The organism is Dactylosporangium aurantiacum (assembly GCF_000716715.1).
GTDB classification, from domain to species: domain Bacteria; phylum Actinomycetota; class Actinomycetes; order Mycobacteriales; family Micromonosporaceae; genus Dactylosporangium; species Dactylosporangium aurantiacum.
Genome location: NZ_JNYJ01000002.1, coordinates 86,441 through 104,243, shown reverse-complemented (window position 1 = coordinate 104,243; position 17,803 = coordinate 86,441). Strand labels below are relative to the sequence as shown.

At 75.3% G+C, this 17,803-nt stretch carries 16 protein-coding genes; 9 read left to right on the top strand and 7 right to left on the bottom strand.

From position 1 onward, the window contains the following. Window positions 1-124: 124 nt before the first annotated feature. Genes OP18_RS02830 through OP18_RS02815 form a run of 4 tightly spaced genes read right to left on the bottom strand, consistent with a single transcriptional unit; the run spans window position 125 to window position 4,132 of the window. Entirely contained in the window at window positions 125-1,120 is a 996-nt protein-coding gene (locus OP18_RS02830; RefSeq protein ID WP_033357102.1) for an acyltransferase domain-containing protein, read from the bottom strand. Beyond that, entirely contained in the window at window positions 1,117-2,181 is a 1,065-nt protein-coding gene (locus OP18_RS02825; RefSeq protein WP_033357101.1) for a methyltransferase, read from the bottom strand. Before OP18_RS02825 ends, OP18_RS02830 begins: the two co-directional genes overlap by 4 nt. Beyond that, window positions 2,178-2,501 carry an antibiotic biosynthesis monooxygenase family protein gene (locus OP18_RS02820; RefSeq protein ID WP_052386127.1) on the bottom strand — a complete coding sequence of 108 codons (324 nt, stop codon included), beginning with the start codon at window positions 2,499-2,501 and terminating at the stop codon, window positions 2,178-2,180. The genes OP18_RS02825 and OP18_RS02820 overlap by 4 nt, the downstream gene beginning before the upstream one ends. A gap of 32 nt (window positions 2,502-2,533) precedes the next feature. Continuing rightward, window positions 2,534-4,132: a class I adenylate-forming enzyme family protein gene (locus OP18_RS02815; RefSeq protein ID WP_052386126.1), complete on the bottom strand. Its 1,599-nt coding sequence runs from the start codon at window positions 4,130-4,132 to the stop codon at window positions 2,534-2,536. 226 nt (window positions 4,133-4,358) lie between these two features. On the opposite strand from OP18_RS02815, the gene OP18_RS02810 reads away from it, so the two are divergent. Both OP18_RS02810 and OP18_RS02805 read left to right on the top strand, forming a co-directional pair. After that, window positions 4,359-5,987: an FAD-dependent oxidoreductase gene (locus OP18_RS02810; protein ID WP_033357100.1), complete on the top strand. Its 1,629-nt coding sequence runs from the start codon at window positions 4,359-4,361 to the stop codon at window positions 5,985-5,987. An 11-nt stretch (window positions 5,988-5,998) separates the two neighbouring features. Beyond that, window positions 5,999-6,772, top strand: coding sequence for a cyclase family protein (locus OP18_RS02805; RefSeq protein ID WP_033357099.1), 774 nt, complete (start codon window positions 5,999-6,001; stop codon window positions 6,770-6,772). Between the two features lie 55 nt (window positions 6,773-6,827). Here OP18_RS02805 and OP18_RS02800 read toward each other — a convergent pair whose 3' ends face one another. Genes OP18_RS02800 through accA form a run of 3 tightly spaced genes read right to left on the bottom strand, consistent with a single transcriptional unit; the run spans window position 6,828 to window position 10,517 of the window. After that, window positions 6,828-8,168 (bottom strand): acetyl-CoA carboxylase biotin carboxylase subunit, encoded by a 1,341-nt coding sequence (locus OP18_RS02800; protein WP_033357098.1) that lies wholly within the window; start codon window positions 8,166-8,168, stop codon window positions 6,828-6,830. Continuing rightward, window positions 8,165-8,722 (bottom strand): acetyl-CoA carboxylase biotin carboxyl carrier protein, encoded by a 558-nt coding sequence (locus tag OP18_RS02795; RefSeq protein ID WP_052386125.1) that lies wholly within the window; start codon window positions 8,720-8,722, stop codon window positions 8,165-8,167. Before OP18_RS02795 ends, OP18_RS02800 begins: the two co-directional genes overlap by 4 nt. 1 nt (window position 8,723) lies before the next feature. Then, a complete protein-coding gene (gene accA, locus OP18_RS02790; RefSeq protein WP_063745417.1) occupies window positions 8,724-10,517 on the bottom strand; it encodes an acetyl-CoA carboxylase carboxyltransferase subunit alpha/beta in 1,794 nt (597 codons plus the stop codon). A 209-nt stretch (window positions 10,518-10,726) separates the two neighbouring features. On the opposite strand from accA, the gene OP18_RS02785 reads away from it, so the two are divergent. The 7 genes from OP18_RS02785 to OP18_RS02755 all read left to right on the top strand — a co-directional run bounded on the left by OP18_RS02785 (window position 10,727) and on the right by OP18_RS02755 (window position 17,797). Next, entirely contained in the window at window positions 10,727-10,984 is a 258-nt protein-coding gene (locus OP18_RS02785; RefSeq protein ID WP_033357231.1) for an acyl carrier protein, read from the top strand. 25 nt (window positions 10,985-11,009) lie between these two features. Then, complete coding sequence (gene asnB / locus OP18_RS02780) at window positions 11,010-12,860, top strand: asparagine synthase (glutamine-hydrolyzing) (RefSeq protein WP_033357097.1); 1,851 nt, start codon at window positions 11,010-11,012, stop codon at window positions 12,858-12,860. Window positions 12,861-13,136: 276 nt separating this feature from the next. Next, a complete protein-coding gene (locus OP18_RS02775; protein ID WP_063745416.1) occupies window positions 13,137-13,826 on the top strand; it encodes a LuxR C-terminal-related transcriptional regulator in 690 nt (229 codons plus the stop codon). A gap of 105 nt (window positions 13,827-13,931) precedes the next feature. Then, window positions 13,932-15,089 carry a sugar phosphate nucleotidyltransferase gene (locus OP18_RS02770; RefSeq protein WP_245635241.1) on the top strand — a complete coding sequence of 386 codons (1,158 nt, stop codon included), beginning with the start codon at window positions 13,932-13,934 and terminating at the stop codon, window positions 15,087-15,089. 55 nt (window positions 15,090-15,144) lie between these two features. Next, complete coding sequence (locus OP18_RS02765; protein WP_033357096.1) at window positions 15,145-15,549, top strand: PPOX class F420-dependent oxidoreductase; 405 nt, start codon at window positions 15,145-15,147, stop codon at window positions 15,547-15,549. Continuing rightward, entirely contained in the window at window positions 15,546-16,682 is a 1,137-nt protein-coding gene (gene dapC, locus OP18_RS02760; protein ID WP_052386123.1) for a succinyldiaminopimelate transaminase, read from the top strand. The genes OP18_RS02765 and dapC overlap by 4 nt, the downstream gene beginning before the upstream one ends. Next, complete coding sequence (locus OP18_RS02755; RefSeq protein ID WP_033357095.1) at window positions 16,679-17,797, top strand: DegT/DnrJ/EryC1/StrS family aminotransferase; 1,119 nt, start codon at window positions 16,679-16,681, stop codon at window positions 17,795-17,797. The genes dapC and OP18_RS02755 overlap by 4 nt, the downstream gene beginning before the upstream one ends. Window positions 17,798-17,803: the final 6 nt, after the last annotated feature.

The following is a 17,803-nucleotide window of genomic DNA, read 5'->3' as shown; positions in this document are numbered from 1 at the left end:
GCGCCCCCGGGCCGTGGAGGGTCAGGATCGCAGCCCCGGGGCGCACCGCGCCCCCCGAACCGTGGACGGTCAGGATCGCAGCCCCGGGGCGCACCGCGCTCCCGGGGCCGTCGTGTGCGGAGGGTCAGTGCCGCGGGCCGGGTCCGGTCAGCGTGGCGAGCGCCGCACCGAACGTGTCGCGGGCACCGGCGGCGCCGGCCGTGCCGGACGGCAGCAGCGGCACGACCGCGCTGCGCCCGGCGCGCACCGCCGGGTGCCGCCGGGCCAGGGTCGTCAGCAGCTGGCCCGGGCCGGCCTCCACGAGGGTGTACCCGCCGCCGGCCAGCAGCGCGTCCAGGGCCGGCCAGAACAGCACCGGCGCGGCCAGCTGGCCGCCCCAGAACCCGCCGTCGAGCGCCTGCGCCGCGCCGACCACGGCGCCGGTGCGGGTGGACCACACCGGGATGCCCGGCGCCGCCAGGGGCACGTCGGCGAACGCCGCCGCGAACCGGGCCGCCGCGCCGGCCAGGGCCGGGCTGTGGAACGGCTGCCGGGCCGCGACCGGCCGGTGCACGACCCCGTCGGCGCGCAGCCGCCCGGCGACCGCCGACAGCCGCGGCAGCGGCCCGCACAGCACCGTCTGCCGCGGCGCGTTGACGGCGCCGACCACCACCCCGTCCGGGTCGCCGGGCGGGTCCACGTACGGCGCCAGGTCCGCCGCCGCGGCCACGACGGCGAGCATCCCGCCGGGCGGGGCGCCCGCCATCGCGGCCGTGCGGGCCAGGTTCACGTGCGCCGCGCCGGGCAGGTCGAGCACGCCGGCGAGCACGGCCGCGGCCAGCTCGCCGACGCTGTGCCCGAGCAGCGCGGCCGGCCGGACACCACGGTCGTGCAGGGCCCGGCCCAGCGCGTACCCGACCGCGAACAGCAGCGGCTGCGCGGTCGCCGCGTCGTCGAACGCCGCACCCGGCCGGGCCGACAGCCACGCGGCGCGCAGCCGGCGGCCCTCCGCGCCGAGCAGGCCGAGGAACCCGTCCATGGCGTCGGTGAACGCCGGCTCGGCGCCGTACAGCTCCACCGCCATGCCGGGGTGCTGCGATCCCTGCCCGGGCAGCAGCAGCGCGACCGGCCGCCCGCTCATCCGGGCACGGTGGCGGCGATCAGGTGCAGGTACGAGTTCACCGGCCGCACCTCGGTGACCCGCAGGTCGGCCTTCGCCATGAGGTCGAGCAGCCCCTGCCGGGTGTGCTTGCGGCCGCCGACGTTGAGCAGCAGCAGCAGGTCCATCGCGGTGGTGAAGCGCATCTCGGGGCTGCCGTCGATGAGGTTCTCCAGGACCATGACCCGGGCGCCGGGGCGGGCCGCGGCGACGATGCTGCGCAACGTGGCGACGGTGCTGTCGTCGTCCCACTCGAGGATGTTCTTCAGCAGGTACAGGTCGGCGCGCACCGGCACGTCGTGGCGGCAGTCGCCGGCGACCAGCCGGACCCGGCCGGCGAGGGCGCCGCCGGGGCGCAGCGCCGGGTCCGCGGCCGCGACGACCTCCGGCAGGTCGAACAGCACCCCGCGCAGGTGGTCGTGGCGCTCCAGCAGGGTCCGCAGCACGTGCCCCTGCCCGCCGGCGATGTCGGCGACCACCTCGGCGCCGGCGAGGTCGAGCACGTCGGCGATGGCCCGGCCGGACAGCCGGCTGGACTGGGTCATCGCCCGGTTGAACACCTCGGCGGACTGCGGTGCCTCGGCGTGCAGGTATGCGAAGAACTCCTGCCCGTGCAGGTCCTCGAAGACGCTGTGGCCGCTGCGCACGGCCTGCTCCAGGTGCGGCCACAGCTGCCACGTCCACGGCTCGGTCGCCCACAGCACGCTGTGGCGCAGGCCGAGCGGTGCGTCGTCGCGCAGCAGCCGCGACATCGGGGTGTGCGCCCACCGGCCGTCGTCGGTGGCGGTGAACAGGCCGTGGCTGGCGAGGACCCGCAGCAGCCGCAGCGTGGCGGCCGGGTCGGCGCCGACGTCCGCGGCGAGGTCGGCGGCGGTGCGCGGCGCGTCGCCGAGCGCGTCGGCGAGGCCGAGCCGGGCCGCGACCCGCACCGCCGCCGCGCCGGCCGCGCTGAGCGCCAGCTCCCGCAGGTGCCGCACCGCGTCGGGCAGCGCGGTGCCGGTCCCGTCCGCGGCAGTGCCCGCGGTGCCGTCCGTGGCCGTCACCGGGTGGCCCCGGCGGGCGCGTCGTGCGCGTCGGCGCTGTGCTGGGCGCGCAGCGTGTACGGCGCGAAGTCGACCTCGGCGTGCTTGATGACGGTCTGCAGCGGCTGCCGGAAGCCGTCGGTCGCGGTCGCCTGCCGGTGGTGCTCGGCGCTCTCCCACTCGGCGATCTCGACGTACACCTTCGGGTCGCGCTGCGACTGGTAGAACCGGTGCGAGCGGAACCCCGGCTGGGTCGCCATGTGCCGGGAGATCTCGGCGATGACCCGCTCGAACTCGGCGGCGTCGCCGGTGACCGTGAGCCGGTCGATGAACGTGAACATGCTGCACTCCTGTCTGTGGGTGGGTCGGTGGCCTACCGGGTGCGGCGCCGTTCGAGCGCGGCGTCGCGCAACGCCCGGCGCTGCACCTTGCCGGTCGCCGAGCGCGGGATCGCGTCGACCAGCTCGACGTCCTTGAGGTGCGCGTAGTACGGCTGCCGTTCGTTGACGAACGACATGAGCCCGGCGGGGTCCGTGGCCGGGTCGGTGACGACGGCGAGGGCGTGCGCGACCGCGCCGCTGTCCGGGTCGGGGTGGTCGAACACGACACAGTCGGCGACCGCCGGGTGGCTGCGCAGCGTGGCCTCGATCTCGCTCGGCGAGACCAGCCAGTTGTCGCACTTGAACACGTCCTTGATGCGGTCCACGACGTACAGGTAGCCGTCCTCGTCGACCCGGCCGACGTCGCCGGTGGCGAACCAGCCGTCGGCGTCGACGTCGCGGGAGCGGTCCCGGCCCAGGTAGCCGAGCATCAGCTGCGGCCCGCGGACCTGGATCTCGCCGACACCGCCGGGCGGCAGCGGCACGCCGGTGTCGACGTCGACGATGCGGCACTCGGTGCCCGGCACCGGCGGTCCGCACGAGCCGGTGCGGGGCCGCTCCAGGTGGCCCAGGTGCGTCGACGGTGACGTCTCCGCCAGCCCGAAGCCCTGCGTCACCGGCACCGCGAAGTGCCGCTGCAGCGCCTCGGTCACCTCGGGCGGCACCGCGGACCCGCCGGACAGCACGGCCCGCAGCCCCGGGATCCGCAGCCCCGGCAGCCGCTCGTCGCGGGCGAGGCGGATCAGGCGCACCGGCAGGCTGTAGAAGTGGGTGGCGCCGCACCGGGCCGCGCCGCGCACCGCGTCGGCGACGTCCTCGTCCGGCCACAGCACGTGGGTCGCGCCGGCGGCCAGGCCGATCGTCAGGTGCATGAGGTGGAACGTCGGCAGGTAGTTGAACAGCACCGACGTGTCGCTGAGACGGTGGCCGTACGCGGTCTGCGCCGCGTTGACGGTGAGGTTGCGGTGCGACAGGCGCACGGCCCGCGCCGGTCCGGTGGTGCCGCTGGTGAACTGCAGGCACGCCACCGCGTCGGGGTCGGCGTCCCCGGCGGTGCTGCCGGCCGGGCCGGCGCCGGCGGGCGCGCCGTCCATGAGGTCCCACAGCGTCGGTACCGCGTCGGCGGCCGTCTCCGCGTCGCGGTGGGTGAGCACGATCCGCCCCAGCCGCGGCAGCCAGTCGCGGGAGCCGGCGAGGCGGCGGTACATGCGCGGCGTGACGATCGCCGTCGCCGCCTCGCTGAGGGCCAGCACGTGCCGCAGCGCCTCCTCGTGCAGCAGCGGATTGACCTGCGCGCTGACGTGGCCGGCCCGGATCGCGCCGAGGAACCCGACGGCGAAGACGGGGTCGAGCACGCCGGCGACCGCGACCACCGAGCCCGGCGCGGCGAGCCCGCGCAGGACGGCGGCGCACCGGCTGACGGCGTCGTCGAGCCCGGCGAAGGTGTACTGCCGCGCCCCGCACCGCAGCGCGACCCGGTCCGGGTCCCGGTGCGCGGCCCTGGTCAGCAGGTCGGCGACGCCGGGCCCGCCGAGCAGCCCGTCGAGGGTGCCGCGGATCGGTGGGCCGGCGGTCACGTACGCAGCGCTCATCGTGGCTCGTCACTCCCTCTGGTGTCCGGTCCGGTGCCCGCGTCCGGTGCCTGTCGCGGTGCACGACGGACTGTGGCGGCGGGCGCTCGACGGCGGGTCGAGGGCAGGGCGAGCGGGCCGGTGCGCACCCGGCGGCGCCCTCCCCGGGCGGCGTCGCTCCGCCGCTGCTCGACCGGTGGTCGAGGCGCGGTCAGCACAGTGGCCGCACCCGAGACAGGAGAAGCCGATGAACGCAGACGTCGACGTACTGGTCGTGGGCGCCGGGCCGGTCGGGCTGACCGCGGCGCACGAGCTGGCCCGGCGGGGCGTCGCCGTGCGCGTCGTCGACCGCGCGGCCGGACCCGCCGTGACCAGCCGCGCGACCGCGACCCACGCACGCACGATGGAGACCTACGCCCAGATGGGCCTCGCCGAGGAGTTCCTGCGCCGCGGCCAGCGGGTCGAGCACTTCACGATGCACCGGGCGGGCCGCCGGCTCATCCGGCTGGACACCGACTACTCGCACCTGCCGACCCGGTTCCCGTTCACGCTGCAGGTCGACCAGGTCATCGCGGAGGAGATCCTCCGCGACGCCCTGCACCGGCTCGGCGTGGACGTCGAGTGGGGCGTCGGCCTGGTCGACCTCACCAACCACCCGGACCGCGTCGACGTGGTCCTGCAGCGCGCCGACAGCACCGTGCAGCGGCTCACCGTGCCGTGGCTGGTCGGCGCCGACGGCGGGCACAGCACGGTGCGCAAGCGGCTGGACCTGCGCCTGCAGGGCGACTCGACCGAGACGTGGCTCATCGCCGACGCGGTCGTGGACGCGCCGCTGCCGCGCGACAGCCTGCACTGGATGCACACCGGCAACGGCACGATCATGCTGGTGCCGTTCCCCGCCGAGGGCAAGTGGCGGCTGCTGGACACCGTCGACGTCACCGGCGCCGACGACCCCGACGCGGTCGCCGCCCGCTTCGCGCGCAAGATGACCCGGGCGCTGCGCACCCCCGTCCACGTACGGACACCCACGTGGGTGTCGGTGTTCGAGATCCAGCAGCGGATGATCGGGCAGATGCGGGCCGGGCGCTGCTTCGTGGCCGGCGACGCCGCGCACGTGCACAGCCCCGCGTCCGGCCAGGGGCTCAACACCGGCGTCCAGGACGCGTACAACCTGAGCTGGAAGCTCGCCGACGTGATCCGCGGCCACGCCGAGGACACGCTGCTGGACAGCTACTCCGCGGAGCGGGTGCCGATCGGTGAGACGCTGCTCGCCTCCACCCGCACCGCGACCGGCCTGGTCGCGCTGCGCAACGCCGCCGCGCCCGTGGTCCTGCCGGTCGGGCTGGGCATCCTCAACACGGTCAAGCCGCTCAAGCGCAAGGTCGAACGCAAGATCATGGAGGGGATGTCGGGGCTGGCGCTGCACTACGCCGGCAGCCCGCTCAGCGCGCCGGCGACCGGCGGTCCCGGCGTCCGGCCCGGGTACCGGGTCGCCTGCTCCACCGACGAGCAGCGGCGCAGCCCCGGCTGGGCGGCGATGTGCGACGAGCTCGCCGACCCGCGCTGGACGCTGCTCGGGGTGGCCGCGGCGGACCCCGCGGTGGCCGGCGCCCTGCACGACGCGGCGCGGCGCTTCAGCGGGACCGTGTCGGTGCGCACCCTGCTGGACGCGGCCCGCTCCGAGACCTACCCGGGGCCGCTGCCGGACCCGGACCGCGCCGTGCACGAGCGGCTCGGGCTGGGGCCCGGCGACTACGCGCTCGTGCGCCCCGACGGGTACCTCGCCGGCAAGGGCCGGCTGAGCACCGGGCAGGACCTCGCCACGGCGCTGCGCGGGTTCGGCCTGCGCCCCGGCGAGCACGCCACCACCAGGTAAAGGAGCCGGACATGCGCATCATCGACCTGTCGACGCCGGTGGACGCCGGCGTCTGGGAGCCCAACCCGATCGAGCACACCGTCATGTCGCCGGCCGAGGGCGCGCTGCACATGGCGGAGGCCATGCGCACCAAGCACGACCTGGACTTCGACCCGGCGGTGCTGCCCGGCGGCGAGCTGCTGTCGCTGGACTTCCTGCGGCTGACCTCGCACACCGGCACGCACGTGGACGCGCCGTCGCACTACGGCTCGACGGCTGCGTACGGCCGCCCCCGCGACGTCGACGAGCTGCCGCTGGACTGGTTCGTGCGGCCCGGGGTGGTGCTCGACATCAGCGACGCGCCGGTCGGCACCGTCGACAGCGACCGGCTCAAGCTGCAGTTCGACCGCATCGACTACACGCCCCGGCCGATGGACGTGGTGCTGCTGCACACGGGCGCGGCGCGGCTGTCCGGCACCCCGGCGTACTTCACCGACTTCACCGGCCTCGACCGCTCCGCCACCGAGCTGCTGCTGGACCTCGGGGTGCGGGTCATCGGCACCGACGCGTTCAGCCTCGACGCCCCGTTCGGGCACATGATCCGCGAGTACCAGCGCACCGGCGACACCGGCGTGCTGTGGCCGGCGCACTTCCTGGGCCGGGAGCGCGAGTACTGCCAGATCGAGCGGCTCAACCACCTGGAGACGCTGCCCGCCCCGACCGGGTTCACGGTCAGCTGCCTGCCGGTGAAGATCCGCAACGCGGGCGCCGGCTGGGCCCGCGCGGTGGCGATCCTGCCGTCCTGACGGTCCCCCCGTGACGCCGCGGTGCCCGGGCGGGCACCGCGGCGTCGTCGTGTGCTCAGCCGGCGTCGGGCAGCCACTGCGTGGTGTGCCGGCCGTCGCGGAAGCACGGGTCGTCCAGGATCGCCGACAGGTACCCGGCGGTCGTGTGGATCCCGGCGCCGGTCGCCCGGAACTCGTCCAGCGCGGTGCGCATCCGCGCGATCGCCTGCGGCCGGTCCGGGCCCCATACGATCACCTTCGCCAGCAGCGAGTCGTACATGGCGGGGATCCGGTACCCGGGGTGCGCGTGGGTGTCGACCCGCACGAACGGCCCGCCCGGCGCGGTGAACTCGGTCAGCAGCCCCGGCGTGGGCAGGAAGCCGCGCGCCGGGTCCTCCGCGTTGATCCGGCACTCGATGGCCGCGCCGCGCGGCCGGACGTCCTGCTGCGCGATCGACAGCCGCTCGCCGGCGGCGACCAGGATCTGCTCGCGGACCAGGTCCACACCGGCGGCCGCCTCGGTCACCGGGTGCTCGACCTGGATGCGGCAGTTGACCTCCATGAAGGAGAACCCGCCGGCGCCGTCGACGACGAACTCGAACGTCCCGGCGCCCACGTAGCCGACGGCCCGGGCGCCGCGCACCGCGGCCTGCGCGATGCGGCCGGTGAGCTCCGCGGGCAGCCCGGGCGCCGGGGTCTCCTCGATGAGCTTCTGGTGCCGCCGCTGCACGGAGCAGTCCCGCTCCCCCAGGTGGACGCAGCCGCCGTGGCCGTCGGCGAGGATCTGCACCTCGACGTGCCGGGCGCCGGTCACGTACCGCTCCAGGTAGACCCGGCCGTCGCCGAACAGCAGCTGCGCCGCCGCGTGCGTCTCCCGGTAGGCGCCCACCACGTCGGCGGGGTCGGTGACGACGCGCATGCCGCGCCCGCCGCCGCCGGCGACCGCCTTGATGATGACCGGGTACCCGGCGGCCTCGGCCGCGCGGGCGGCGGCGTCGGCGTCGGCGAGCGGCTCGAGCGTGCCCGGCAGCAGCGGCAGGCCCGCCGCGGCCATCGCGGCCCGCGCCGTGGACTTGTCGCCGAGGCGGCGCATCACCGCGGCGGGTGGCCCGATGAACGTCAGCCCGTTCGCCTCGCACGCCTCGACGAAGTCGGCGTCCTCGGACAGGAAGCCGTAGCCGGGGTGGACCGCGTCGGCGCCGGTCTGCAGCGCCGCCTGGATGACGGCGGCGGCGTTGAGGTAGCTGCGGCGCGCCGCCGGCGGGCCGATCACGACGGTCGTGTCGGCGAGCCGGGTGACCGCGGAGTCCCGGTCCGCCTCGGAGCACACGGCGACCACGCCGAGGCCGAGCTCCCGGCAGGTACGGGCGACCCGCACCGCGATCTCGCCGCGGTTGGCGATGAGGACGCGCTTCACAGCGGTGCCACCTCGAACAGCGGCTCGCCGTACTCGACCGGGTCGCCGTCCTGCCGGCACACCCGCACGATCCGGCCGGACAGCTCCGCCTCCACGGGGATCATGAGCTTCATCGCCTCGACGATGGCGACCTGCTGGCCGGCCACCACCGTGCCGTGCTCCTCGACGAACGGCGCACCGCCCGGCGTCGGCGCCCGGTAGAACGTGCCGACGGTCGGTGCGGTCACGTACCGGCCGCCGGTGGGCTCCCGCGGCGCGTCTGCTGCCTGCGACGCGGCGGCGGGTCCGTGGGCCGTGGCGGGGGCGTTCGACGCGGCGGCGGGCGGTGGTGCGGGGGCCGCCGACGGGGCGCCCGGCCAGGCGATGTCGATGGCGACGTCGCCGGCCCGGACCGTCAGTGCCTGAGGACGTGGGCCGGTCCGGTCCAGCAGGGCCCCGACGGCGGCCGCCGCCTCACGCAACGCGTGGACCAGCGATGACGCGCCGTCCTCGGCTGGCCGGCGGTCGGTGGTGTCGGTGGTGCGGCGGCCGTTGGTGTCCGCGGTGGTGGTCATGTCAGCCCCTCCTTCCGGCCGCGGGCGCGGCGGCGGCGACGGTCATCGCGGTGGCGGGTTGCGGTGGCAGGGTGGAGAACCGGCGGAACCGTTCGGCGCGCAGCGCCGGCAGGTCCGCCCGGGGGACCCGGGCCAGCTCGGCGAGCTGGCGGGTCACCGCGTCGCGCAGCAGGTCGGCGGCGGCCTGGTGGTCGGCCTGGGTGCCGCCGGGCGGCTCGGGGATCACCGCGTCGACGACGCCGAGCCGCAGCAGGTCCCGGGCGCCGACCCGCAGCGCGGCCGCGGCCCGGGGCGCCTGCGCCGCGCTGTTCCACAGGATCGCCGCGCAGCCCTCGGGGCTGATCACGGAGTACACGGCGTCGGCGAACATGAGGACCCGGTCGGCGACGCTGAGCGCGAGGGCGCCGCCGCTGCCGCCCTCACCGACGATGACGCTCACCACCGGCACCGGCAGCCGCGCCATGCGCCGCAGGCAGTCGGCGATCGCGAACGCCTGCCCGTCCTGCTCCGCCTCGATGCCCGGGTGCGCGCCGGGGGTGTCGACGATCGTCACGACCGGCACGCCGAGCTTCGCGGCCAGCCGCAGCAGCCGGGCCACCTTGCGGTACCCGGCGGGTGAGGCCATGCCGAAGTTGTGCGCCGCGAGCTCGGCCGCGGTGTGCCCCTTGCGGGTGCCGATGAGCATCACCGTGGTCCGCCCGAGCCGGGCCAGGCCGCCGGTGATCGCGGGGCAGTCCTTGGCCAGCCGGTCGCCGTGCAGCTCCTGGAAGTCGGCGAACGCGCGGGCCGCGAAGTCGGCGACGCCGGGGCGGGCGATGTCGCGGGCCAGCCGGACGCTGTGCCACGGGTCCCGCTCCGGCAGCTCGGCCGGGTCGGTCACCAGCCCGTCCACCCCGGCCGGCCCTGCCGCGCCGTGCGGGGCGGCCGGGCCGGCCGGGCCGGCGGCGGGCAGCGGGCGGGGGTTGCGGCGGGCCGACGGCGGGCCGCCCAGGGTGAGGATGCGCCGCAGCGCCGGGCGCAGCCGGCCGCGCGGGCACACCAGGTCGATCAGGCCGCGGCCGTGCAGGAACTCCGCGGTCTGGAAACCGGCCGGCAGCGGCTGGCGGATCGTCTGCTCGATGACCCGTGGCCCGGCGAAGCCGAGCCGCGCGCCCGGCTCGGCGACGATCACGTCGCCGAGGGTCGCGAACGACGCCGCGACCCCGCCGAACGTCGGGTCGGTGACCAGGCAGACGGTGAGGATCCCGGCGGCGTCGAGGCGGCCCATCGCCTCGCTGGTGCGGGCCAGCTGCATCAGCGACAGCGCGCCCTCCTGCATGCGGGCCCCGCCGGAGCAGGTGACCAGCAGCAGCGGCGTGCGCTCGCGCAGGGCCAGGGCGGCCGCGCCGGCGACGAGGTCACCGACGGCGGCGCCCATGCTGCCGCCCATGAACCCGAAGTCCATGACGGCGGCGACCACGGGCGCGCCCTCGACGGTGCCGGAGACGACGACGGCCGCCTCGGTGAGGCCGGTGCGCCGGCGGGCGTCCTCGCGCCGCCGCGGGTAGGGCAGCGCGTCGGTGAAGCCGAGCGGGTCGGTGTCGGCGACCGCGATGTCGGCCTGGCGCACCGAGCCGGGGTCGAACAGGACGTCCAGCCAGCGCTGGGCCGTCATCGGCAGGTGCCGGGCACAGTCGGGGCAGACCCAGAGGTCGCGCCGCAGCCGGGCGGTGAAGATCAGGGCGCGGCACGCCGGGCACAGCGTCCAGTCCGGGCCCTCGCGCGCGGTCGTCGCCAGCGGTGCTGAACCAGTCATCAACGGTCCTCTCCGTCGTCCGCCGGGCGGCCGCCACGGCCGGCCGGGCGCCCCGGCGGGCCGTGGTGGCGGGCCGGGACGCGACACCGACGGTGCGGCACCGGCATCCACCGCCGCTCAAAGCCGCCTCGACCGGGCTCGGTCAGCGTGGTCGGCACTCCGGGCGCGCGACCTGCCGCGCGCCCCACCGACACGCGAAGGTGGTCACGATGGCCCAGTTCAGCATCGACCAGCTCATCGAACTGCTGCGGGACAGCGCCGGCGAGGACGAGGCGGTCGACCTGACCGGCGACGTGCTGGACGTGCCGTTCGACCAGCTCGGGTACGACTCGCTGGCGCTGCTCAACACCGTCAGCCGCATCGAGCGGGACAACGGCATCCACCTGTCGGACTCGGTCGTCACCGACGCCAAGACGCCCCGGCTGCTGCTCGACGAGGTCAACGCCCGGCTCGGGCGGCGGGCCTGACGGCGCGCGGGCCGGGGACGCGGACATGTGCGGGATCGTGGGGTGGGTCGACTACACCCGTGACCTGTCGGGGCAGCGGGCCGTCGCGGCAGCGATGACGGACACCATGGCGTGCCGCGGCCCCGACGACGAGGGGCTGTGGCTGGACCGGCGGGTCGCGCTCGGGCACCGGCGGCTGGCCATCATCGACCCGCAGGGCAGCCGGCAGCCGATGCGCGTCGAGGTCGACGGCCGGACGGTGGCGGTCCTGACGTTCTGCGGGGAGCTGTACAACTTCGCGGAGCTGCGCGGCGCGCTGGAGGCGCACGGCCACGTGTTCCGCACCCGCGGCGACACGGAGGTGGTGCTGCGCGCCTACCTGCAGTGGGGCGAGCGCCTCGCCGACCGGATGGTGGGCATGTTCGCCCTCGCCGTCTGGGACGTCGCGCGCGAGGAGCTGCTGCTGGTGCGCGACCGGATGGGGGTCAAGCCGCTGTACTACCTGCCCACGCCGGGCGGGGTGCTGTTCGGCTCGGAGCCCAAGGCGATCCTGGCCAACCCGGCGGCGGCCGCCCGGGTCACGGCGGAGGGCCTGTGCGAGGTCCTCGACATGGTGAAGACGCCCGAGCACGCGGTGTTCTCCGGCATGTACGAGGTGCGCCCCGGCCACCTGGTGCGGGTCCGCCGCGGCGGGATCACGAAGCGGCCGTTCTGGTCGCTGGAAGCCCGCCCGCACGCCGACGACCTGCCCACGACCGTCGCCACGGTGCGCGGCCTGCTGCAGGAGGCGGTCGCCGGGCAGCTCGTCGCGGACGTGCCGGTGTGCACGCTGCTGTCGGGCGGCCTGGACTCCTCGGCGGTCACCGCCCTCGCCGGCCGGGCCCTCGCCGCGGCCGGCGACGGGCCGGTGCGCTCGTTCTCGGTCGACTTCGCCGGTGCCGAGGACGTGTTCCGGGCCGACGCGGTGCGCGGCGACGCCGACCGGCCGTACGCCCGGCAGGTCGCCGCGCACGTCGGGTCCCGGCACACCGAGGTGCTGCTGGACAGCGGCCGGCTCGGCGCGCCGGACCTGCGGGCGAAGGTGCTCGCCGCCACCGACCTGCCGCCGGCGTACTGGGGCGACATGTGGCCGTCGCTGTACCTGCTGTTCCAGGCGGTACGGCAGCACTGCACGGTCGCGCTGTCCGGCGAGTCCGCCGACGAGCTGTTCGGCGGCTACCGGTGGTTCCGCAACCCGAACGCGGTCGGCGCCGACACGTTCCCGTGGCTGACGGCCGGATCGGCGCGCTACTTCGGCGGGCTGTCGCTGCTGGACCGCGGGCTGGTCGACAAGCTCGACATCCCCGGCTACCGCGCGGCCCGCTACGCCGAGGCGGTGGCGGAGGTGCCGGAGCTGCCCGGCGAGGACCCGCAGGAGCGGCGGATGCGGCGCATCACGTACCTGAACCTGACCCGCTTCCTGCAGACGCTGCTGGACCGCAAGGACCGCATGAGCATGGCGGTCGGGCTGGAGGCGCGGGTGCCGTTCTGCGACCACCGCCTGGTCGAGTACGTGTTCAACGTCCCGTGGTCGATGAAGTCGTTCGACGGGCGGGAGAAGAGCCTGCTGCGGGCGGCGGTCGCCGACCTGCTGCCGCGCAGCGTCGTGGAGCGGGTCAAGACGCCCTACCCGGCCACGCTCGACCCGGCCTACGAGGCGGCGCTGCGCACCCGGCTGGCGGCGGTCCTCGCCGACCGGGACGCGCCCGTGCGCCCCCTGCTGGACCTGCGGCGCGCCGCCGGGCTGCTGCGGCGCGACGTCGGCGACCGCAGCCGGCCCTACGACCGCGGCGGCCTGGAGATGGCGCTGTGGCTGGACGACTGGCTGCGCGCATACGACGTGACCCTGGATCTGTGAAGCGTCAGAAATCGCTCGGTCAGGGATTTGACATATAGTCGCTTACCGATCATGCGAGCTATAATGACACGGCTTTGAGGGCACCGGGCCGGTAACGTCTGCAATCGCCATGCGACTAGGAATTGCATGGCGCCGTCCCGGCCTGCCCTCACCACCGAATCATCGATGATTCTACCAGGCCTGGAAGCCTGCCCGATATTTTTCGAGCCGACGCAAACGCATGCCTCGGAACGGACGGAGGCCACCATTTCCGGTAGAGCAGAAACGGGGGTATTCGTGAGCTACAACCAAGCGGCTGTCGTGCGGGTGCTGGTCGTCGAGTCGAATCCGGTCTTCCGGTGCGGCCTGGAGGCCCTGCTCAGCGCCGGCGAGGGGCTGCAGGTCGTCGCGGCGGTCCCCGGCGTCGAGCAGATCGGCTCGGTGGTGAGCCAGCACCGGCCCGACGTCGTCGTGCTCGGGCTCAACGACCGCGGCGACGAGGCGGGCGAGGTCGGCGCCCTGCTCAACGAGGTGCTCGGCAGCGGCGCCGCGCTGCGGGTGGTGGTCCTCGCCCACGGCGGCCGCAGCGTGGAGGCCAAGGTCATGCTGCGCGGCGGGGCGCGCGGCTACCTGCCGAAGGACATCTCCAGCGACCACCTCGTCACGGTCGTGCGGGAGGTGTGCCGGGAGGACGAGAAGGTCTTCCTGTCCGCGCCCCGGTCGGTGATCTCCTCGATCATGAGCGACGACCGGGAGCTGCTGTCCGGCCGCGAGCGGGAGGTGATCTCCCTGGTGGCGCAGGCGATGACCAACGCGCAGATCGCGCGCACCCTGCGCATCGCCAAGGGAACCGTCAAACGACACCTGCACAACATTTTCGCGAAATTAAACGCGGTGTCCCGCGTGGACGCCGTGAACAAAGCGCGCGCCGCAATGCTGATCACCGACATCGCGATGGAGGCGCAGCACAAGATGAATTTACTGTAATACGCCGGAACGAGCCGGTCTTGAACCGGGCTCGACCGATCCGGTGAATGATTTCCGGCATCACATCTGTGCGCGAGCTGCGGAGGCGCTGCATTGAAGGCCTTGGTGCTGGCCGGCGGGACCGGAAGCCGATTGCGTCCACTGACTCAAACAATCCCGAAACAATTGCTGCCGATCGCGAACACACCGGTGCTGCGGCACTGCCTGGAACAGCTGCGCACGCTCGGCGTCACCGACGTCGGGGTGGTCGTCGGCCGGTTCGGCGGGCAGATCCGGGCGGCGTTCGGCGACGGCGCCGACCTCGGGCTGCGTGTCAGGTATCTGACACAGGACCGGCCGGCGGGGCTCGCCGACTGCGTGCGGCTGGCCGGCGACTTCCTCGGCGACGACGACTTCGTCATGTACCTCGGCGACAACGTCCTCGTCGGTGACCTGCGCCCGGCGCTGCGGCGCTTCCGCGAGACCCGCTCCGACGCGCACCTGCTGGTCACGGCGGTGCCGGACCCGCGGGCGTACGGGGTGGCCGACCTCGCCGCCGACGGCACCGTGCGGGCGGTGGCCGAGAAGTCCCCGGACCCGCCGAGCGACCTGGCGATCATCGGCGTCTACTGGTTCACCGCCGCCGTGCACCGGGCGGTCCGGCGGATCCGGCCGAGCGCCCGCGGCGAGCTGGAGATCACCGACGCGATCCAGCACCTGATCGACGACGGGCGGCCGGTGACCGCGCAGCGGTTCCACGGCGCCTGGCGCGACGCCGGCAGCGTGACCGCCCTGCTGGACTGCAACCGCCTCCTGCTGTCCGACCTGCGCGGCGCGGCCACCCCGGCCACCACCCCGGACGCCGGCCGGGACACCAGGACGGACGCCGGCCGGGACGCTGGGACGGACGCCGGCCGGGACGCCGGGACGGGCGTCGGACCGGGGACCGTCGTGCACGGCCCGGTGCGGGTCGACCCGGGGGCCAGGGTCGTGCGGTCCCGGCTCGTCGGCCCGGTGGTCGTCGGCGCCGGCAGCGTCGTCGTCGACAGCCTCGTCGGCCCGGATGTCGCCGTCGGCGCCGGCTGCGGCGTCACCGGCGCCGTCGTGCGCGACGCCATCCTGCTGCCCGGCGCCGTCGTCGACGGCGGCGCCCCGGTCGTCGGCGCGGTCGTCGGTCCCGGCCGCCGGGTCACCCCGGGCCGCACCGCGCCCGTGCCGGCCGCCACCGGCCACGCCACCGGGCGGGCCACGGCCGCCGTGCCGCAGCCGACCGCCACGCCGTAACCCCGACCCCCACCCGGCCGGCACCAGCGTGCCGCCGCCGGCGGAGAGGAGCACCGTGTCCTTCACGGCCAAGGAAGTGCAGTACCTGCGGTCCCAGCAGCTGGGGCGGCTGGCGACCGTCGGCGCCGACGGCACCCCGCACAACGTCCCGGTCGGCTACCGGTACAACGCCGACCTCGGCACGATCGACATCACCGGCCGGGACCTGCGCCGCAGCCGCAAGTACCGCGACGTGCAGGCCGGCAGCCGGGTCGCCTTCATCGTCGACGACCTGCCGTCCACGGCGCCGATCGTCGCCCGCGGCCTCGAGGTCCGCGGCACCGCGGAGGCGCTCACCGGCGACGAGGACCTGATCCGGGTCCGCCCCGTGCGGATCGTCACCTGGGGCATCGAGGCGGACTGGCAGGCCGGCCCGACCGGCCGCACCGTGCGGCCGGCGACACCGAGGAGCGCGACATGATCAGAGAACTGCCCGAGTTTCCGTGGTCGGTGCTCGCCCCGGTGCGCGAGCGGGCGCTGCGCCACCCCGGCGGCGTCGTCAACCTCGCCCTCGGCACCCCCGTCGACCCGGTCCCCGACGTCGTGCAACGCGCCGTGCGGGCGTGCACGGACACGCCCGGCCACCCGGCGACCGAGGGCACCCCGCGGCTGCGCGCCGCCGCGGCCGGCTACCTGCGGCGCCGCTTCGGCGTCACGGTCGAGCCGTCCGCGGTGCTGCCGGTGGTCGGCACGAAGGAGGCGATCGCCTGGCTGCCGGCCGCGCTCGGCCTCGGCGCCGGCGACCGCGTCGCCTACCCGGCGCTGTCCTTCCCCACGTACGACGTGAGCGCCCGCCTCGCCGGCGCCGAGTCCGTGCCGGTCGACGTGCACCACGGCCTGCCCGCGCCGGCCCGGCTGCTGTGGCTCAACTCGCCCGGCAACCCCGACGGCCGGGTGCTCGGCGTGGCCCGGCTGCGCGAGCTCGTCGCGTGGGGCCGCGCCAACGACGTCATCGTCGTCAACGACGAGTGCTACCTGGAGCACGCCTGGGACGTCCCCGCCACGTCGATCCTGCACCCGGACGTGTGCGGCGGCTCGCACACCGGCGTGCTCGCCGTGCACTCGCTGTCGAAGCGGTCCAACCTCGCCGGCTACCGGGCCGGCTTCGTCACCGGCGACGAGACCCTCGTGCGGCGGCTGCTGGAGGTGCGCCGGCACGCCGGGCTCATCATGCCGGAGCCGATCGCGGCCGGCACGACCGCGGCCCTGGAGGACGACACGCACGTCGACGAGCAGCGTGGGCGGTACCTGCGCCGCCGCGACAAGCTGCGCGCCGCCCTGGAGGGCGCGGGCCTGCGGGTCGAGCACTCCGAGGCGTCGCTGTTCCTGTGGTGCACCCGCGACGAGCCCTGCTGGGACACCGTCATGTTCCTCGCCGGCCTCGGCATCCTGGTCGCCCCCGGCGTCTTCTACGGCGACCCCGGCCACGCCCACGTCCGCGTCGCGCTCACCGCGACCGACGAACGCGTCGACGCCGCCGTCGAGCGGCTGTCCACCGTGCGGCCCGGCACCCGTCCCGCCGTCCCGCTGAGCGCCGAGGAGGTGACGGCATGACCACACGGGTGTGGGACTACCTGCCGGAGTACCGGACCGAACGCGACGACATCCTCGACGCGGTGCGCACCGTCTTCGAGTCCGGCCAGCTCGTCCTCGGCGACAGCGTGCGCGGCTTCGAGGCGGAGTTCGCCGCGTACCACGGCGTCGGGCACTGCGTCGGCGTCGACAACGGCACCAACGCCGTCGCGCTCGCCCTGCAGGCCGTCGGCGTCGGGCCCGGCGACGAGGTCGTCACCGTGTCGAACACGGCGGCGCCGACCGTGGTGGCCATCGACAGCGTCGGCGCCACCCCGGTCTTCGTCGACGTGCGCGAGTCGGACTACCTGATGGACGTCGGCCAGGTCGCCTCGGTCGTCACCGACCGGACGAAGGTGCTGCTGCCGGTGCACCTGTACGGCCAGTGCGTCGACATGGCGCCGCTGCGGGACCTCGCCGGCGCGCACGGCCTCACCGTCGTGGAGGACTGCGCCCAGGCGCACGGGGCCCGCCACCACGGCCGGCTCGCCGGGACGATGGGCACGGCCGCCGCGTTCTCGTTCTACCCGACGAAGGTGCTCGGCTGCTACGGCGACGGCGGCGCCGTGCTCACCGGCGACGCGCGGGTCGACGCGAACCTGCGGCGGCTGCGGTACTACGGCATGGCCGAGACCTACTACGTGGTGCAGACCCCCGGGCACAACAGCCGCCTCGACGAGGTGCAGGCGGAGATCCTGCGGCGCAAGCTGTCCCGGCTCGACGCGTACGTCGACGCCCGCCGCGCCGTCGCGGCCCGGTACGCCGAAGGGCTCGCCGACCTCGCCGGGCACGGCCTCGTGCTGCCCGCCACCACACCCGGCAACACCCACGTCTACTACGTCTACGTCGTGCGCCACCCGCAACGGGACACGATTCTGGAGCGCCTGCGGGAGCGCGACATCGCCCTGAACATCAGCTACCCGTGGCCGGTGCACACGATGACCGGCTTCGCCCATCTCGGCTACGGCGCCGGTGACCTGCCCGTCACCGAGCGGCTGGCCACCGGGATCTTCTCGCTGCCGATGTACCCCGCGCTCGCGCCGGACCTGCAGGACAAGGTCATTGACGCGCTGCGGGCCGTGATCCTGAGCCTGTGAAGGAGT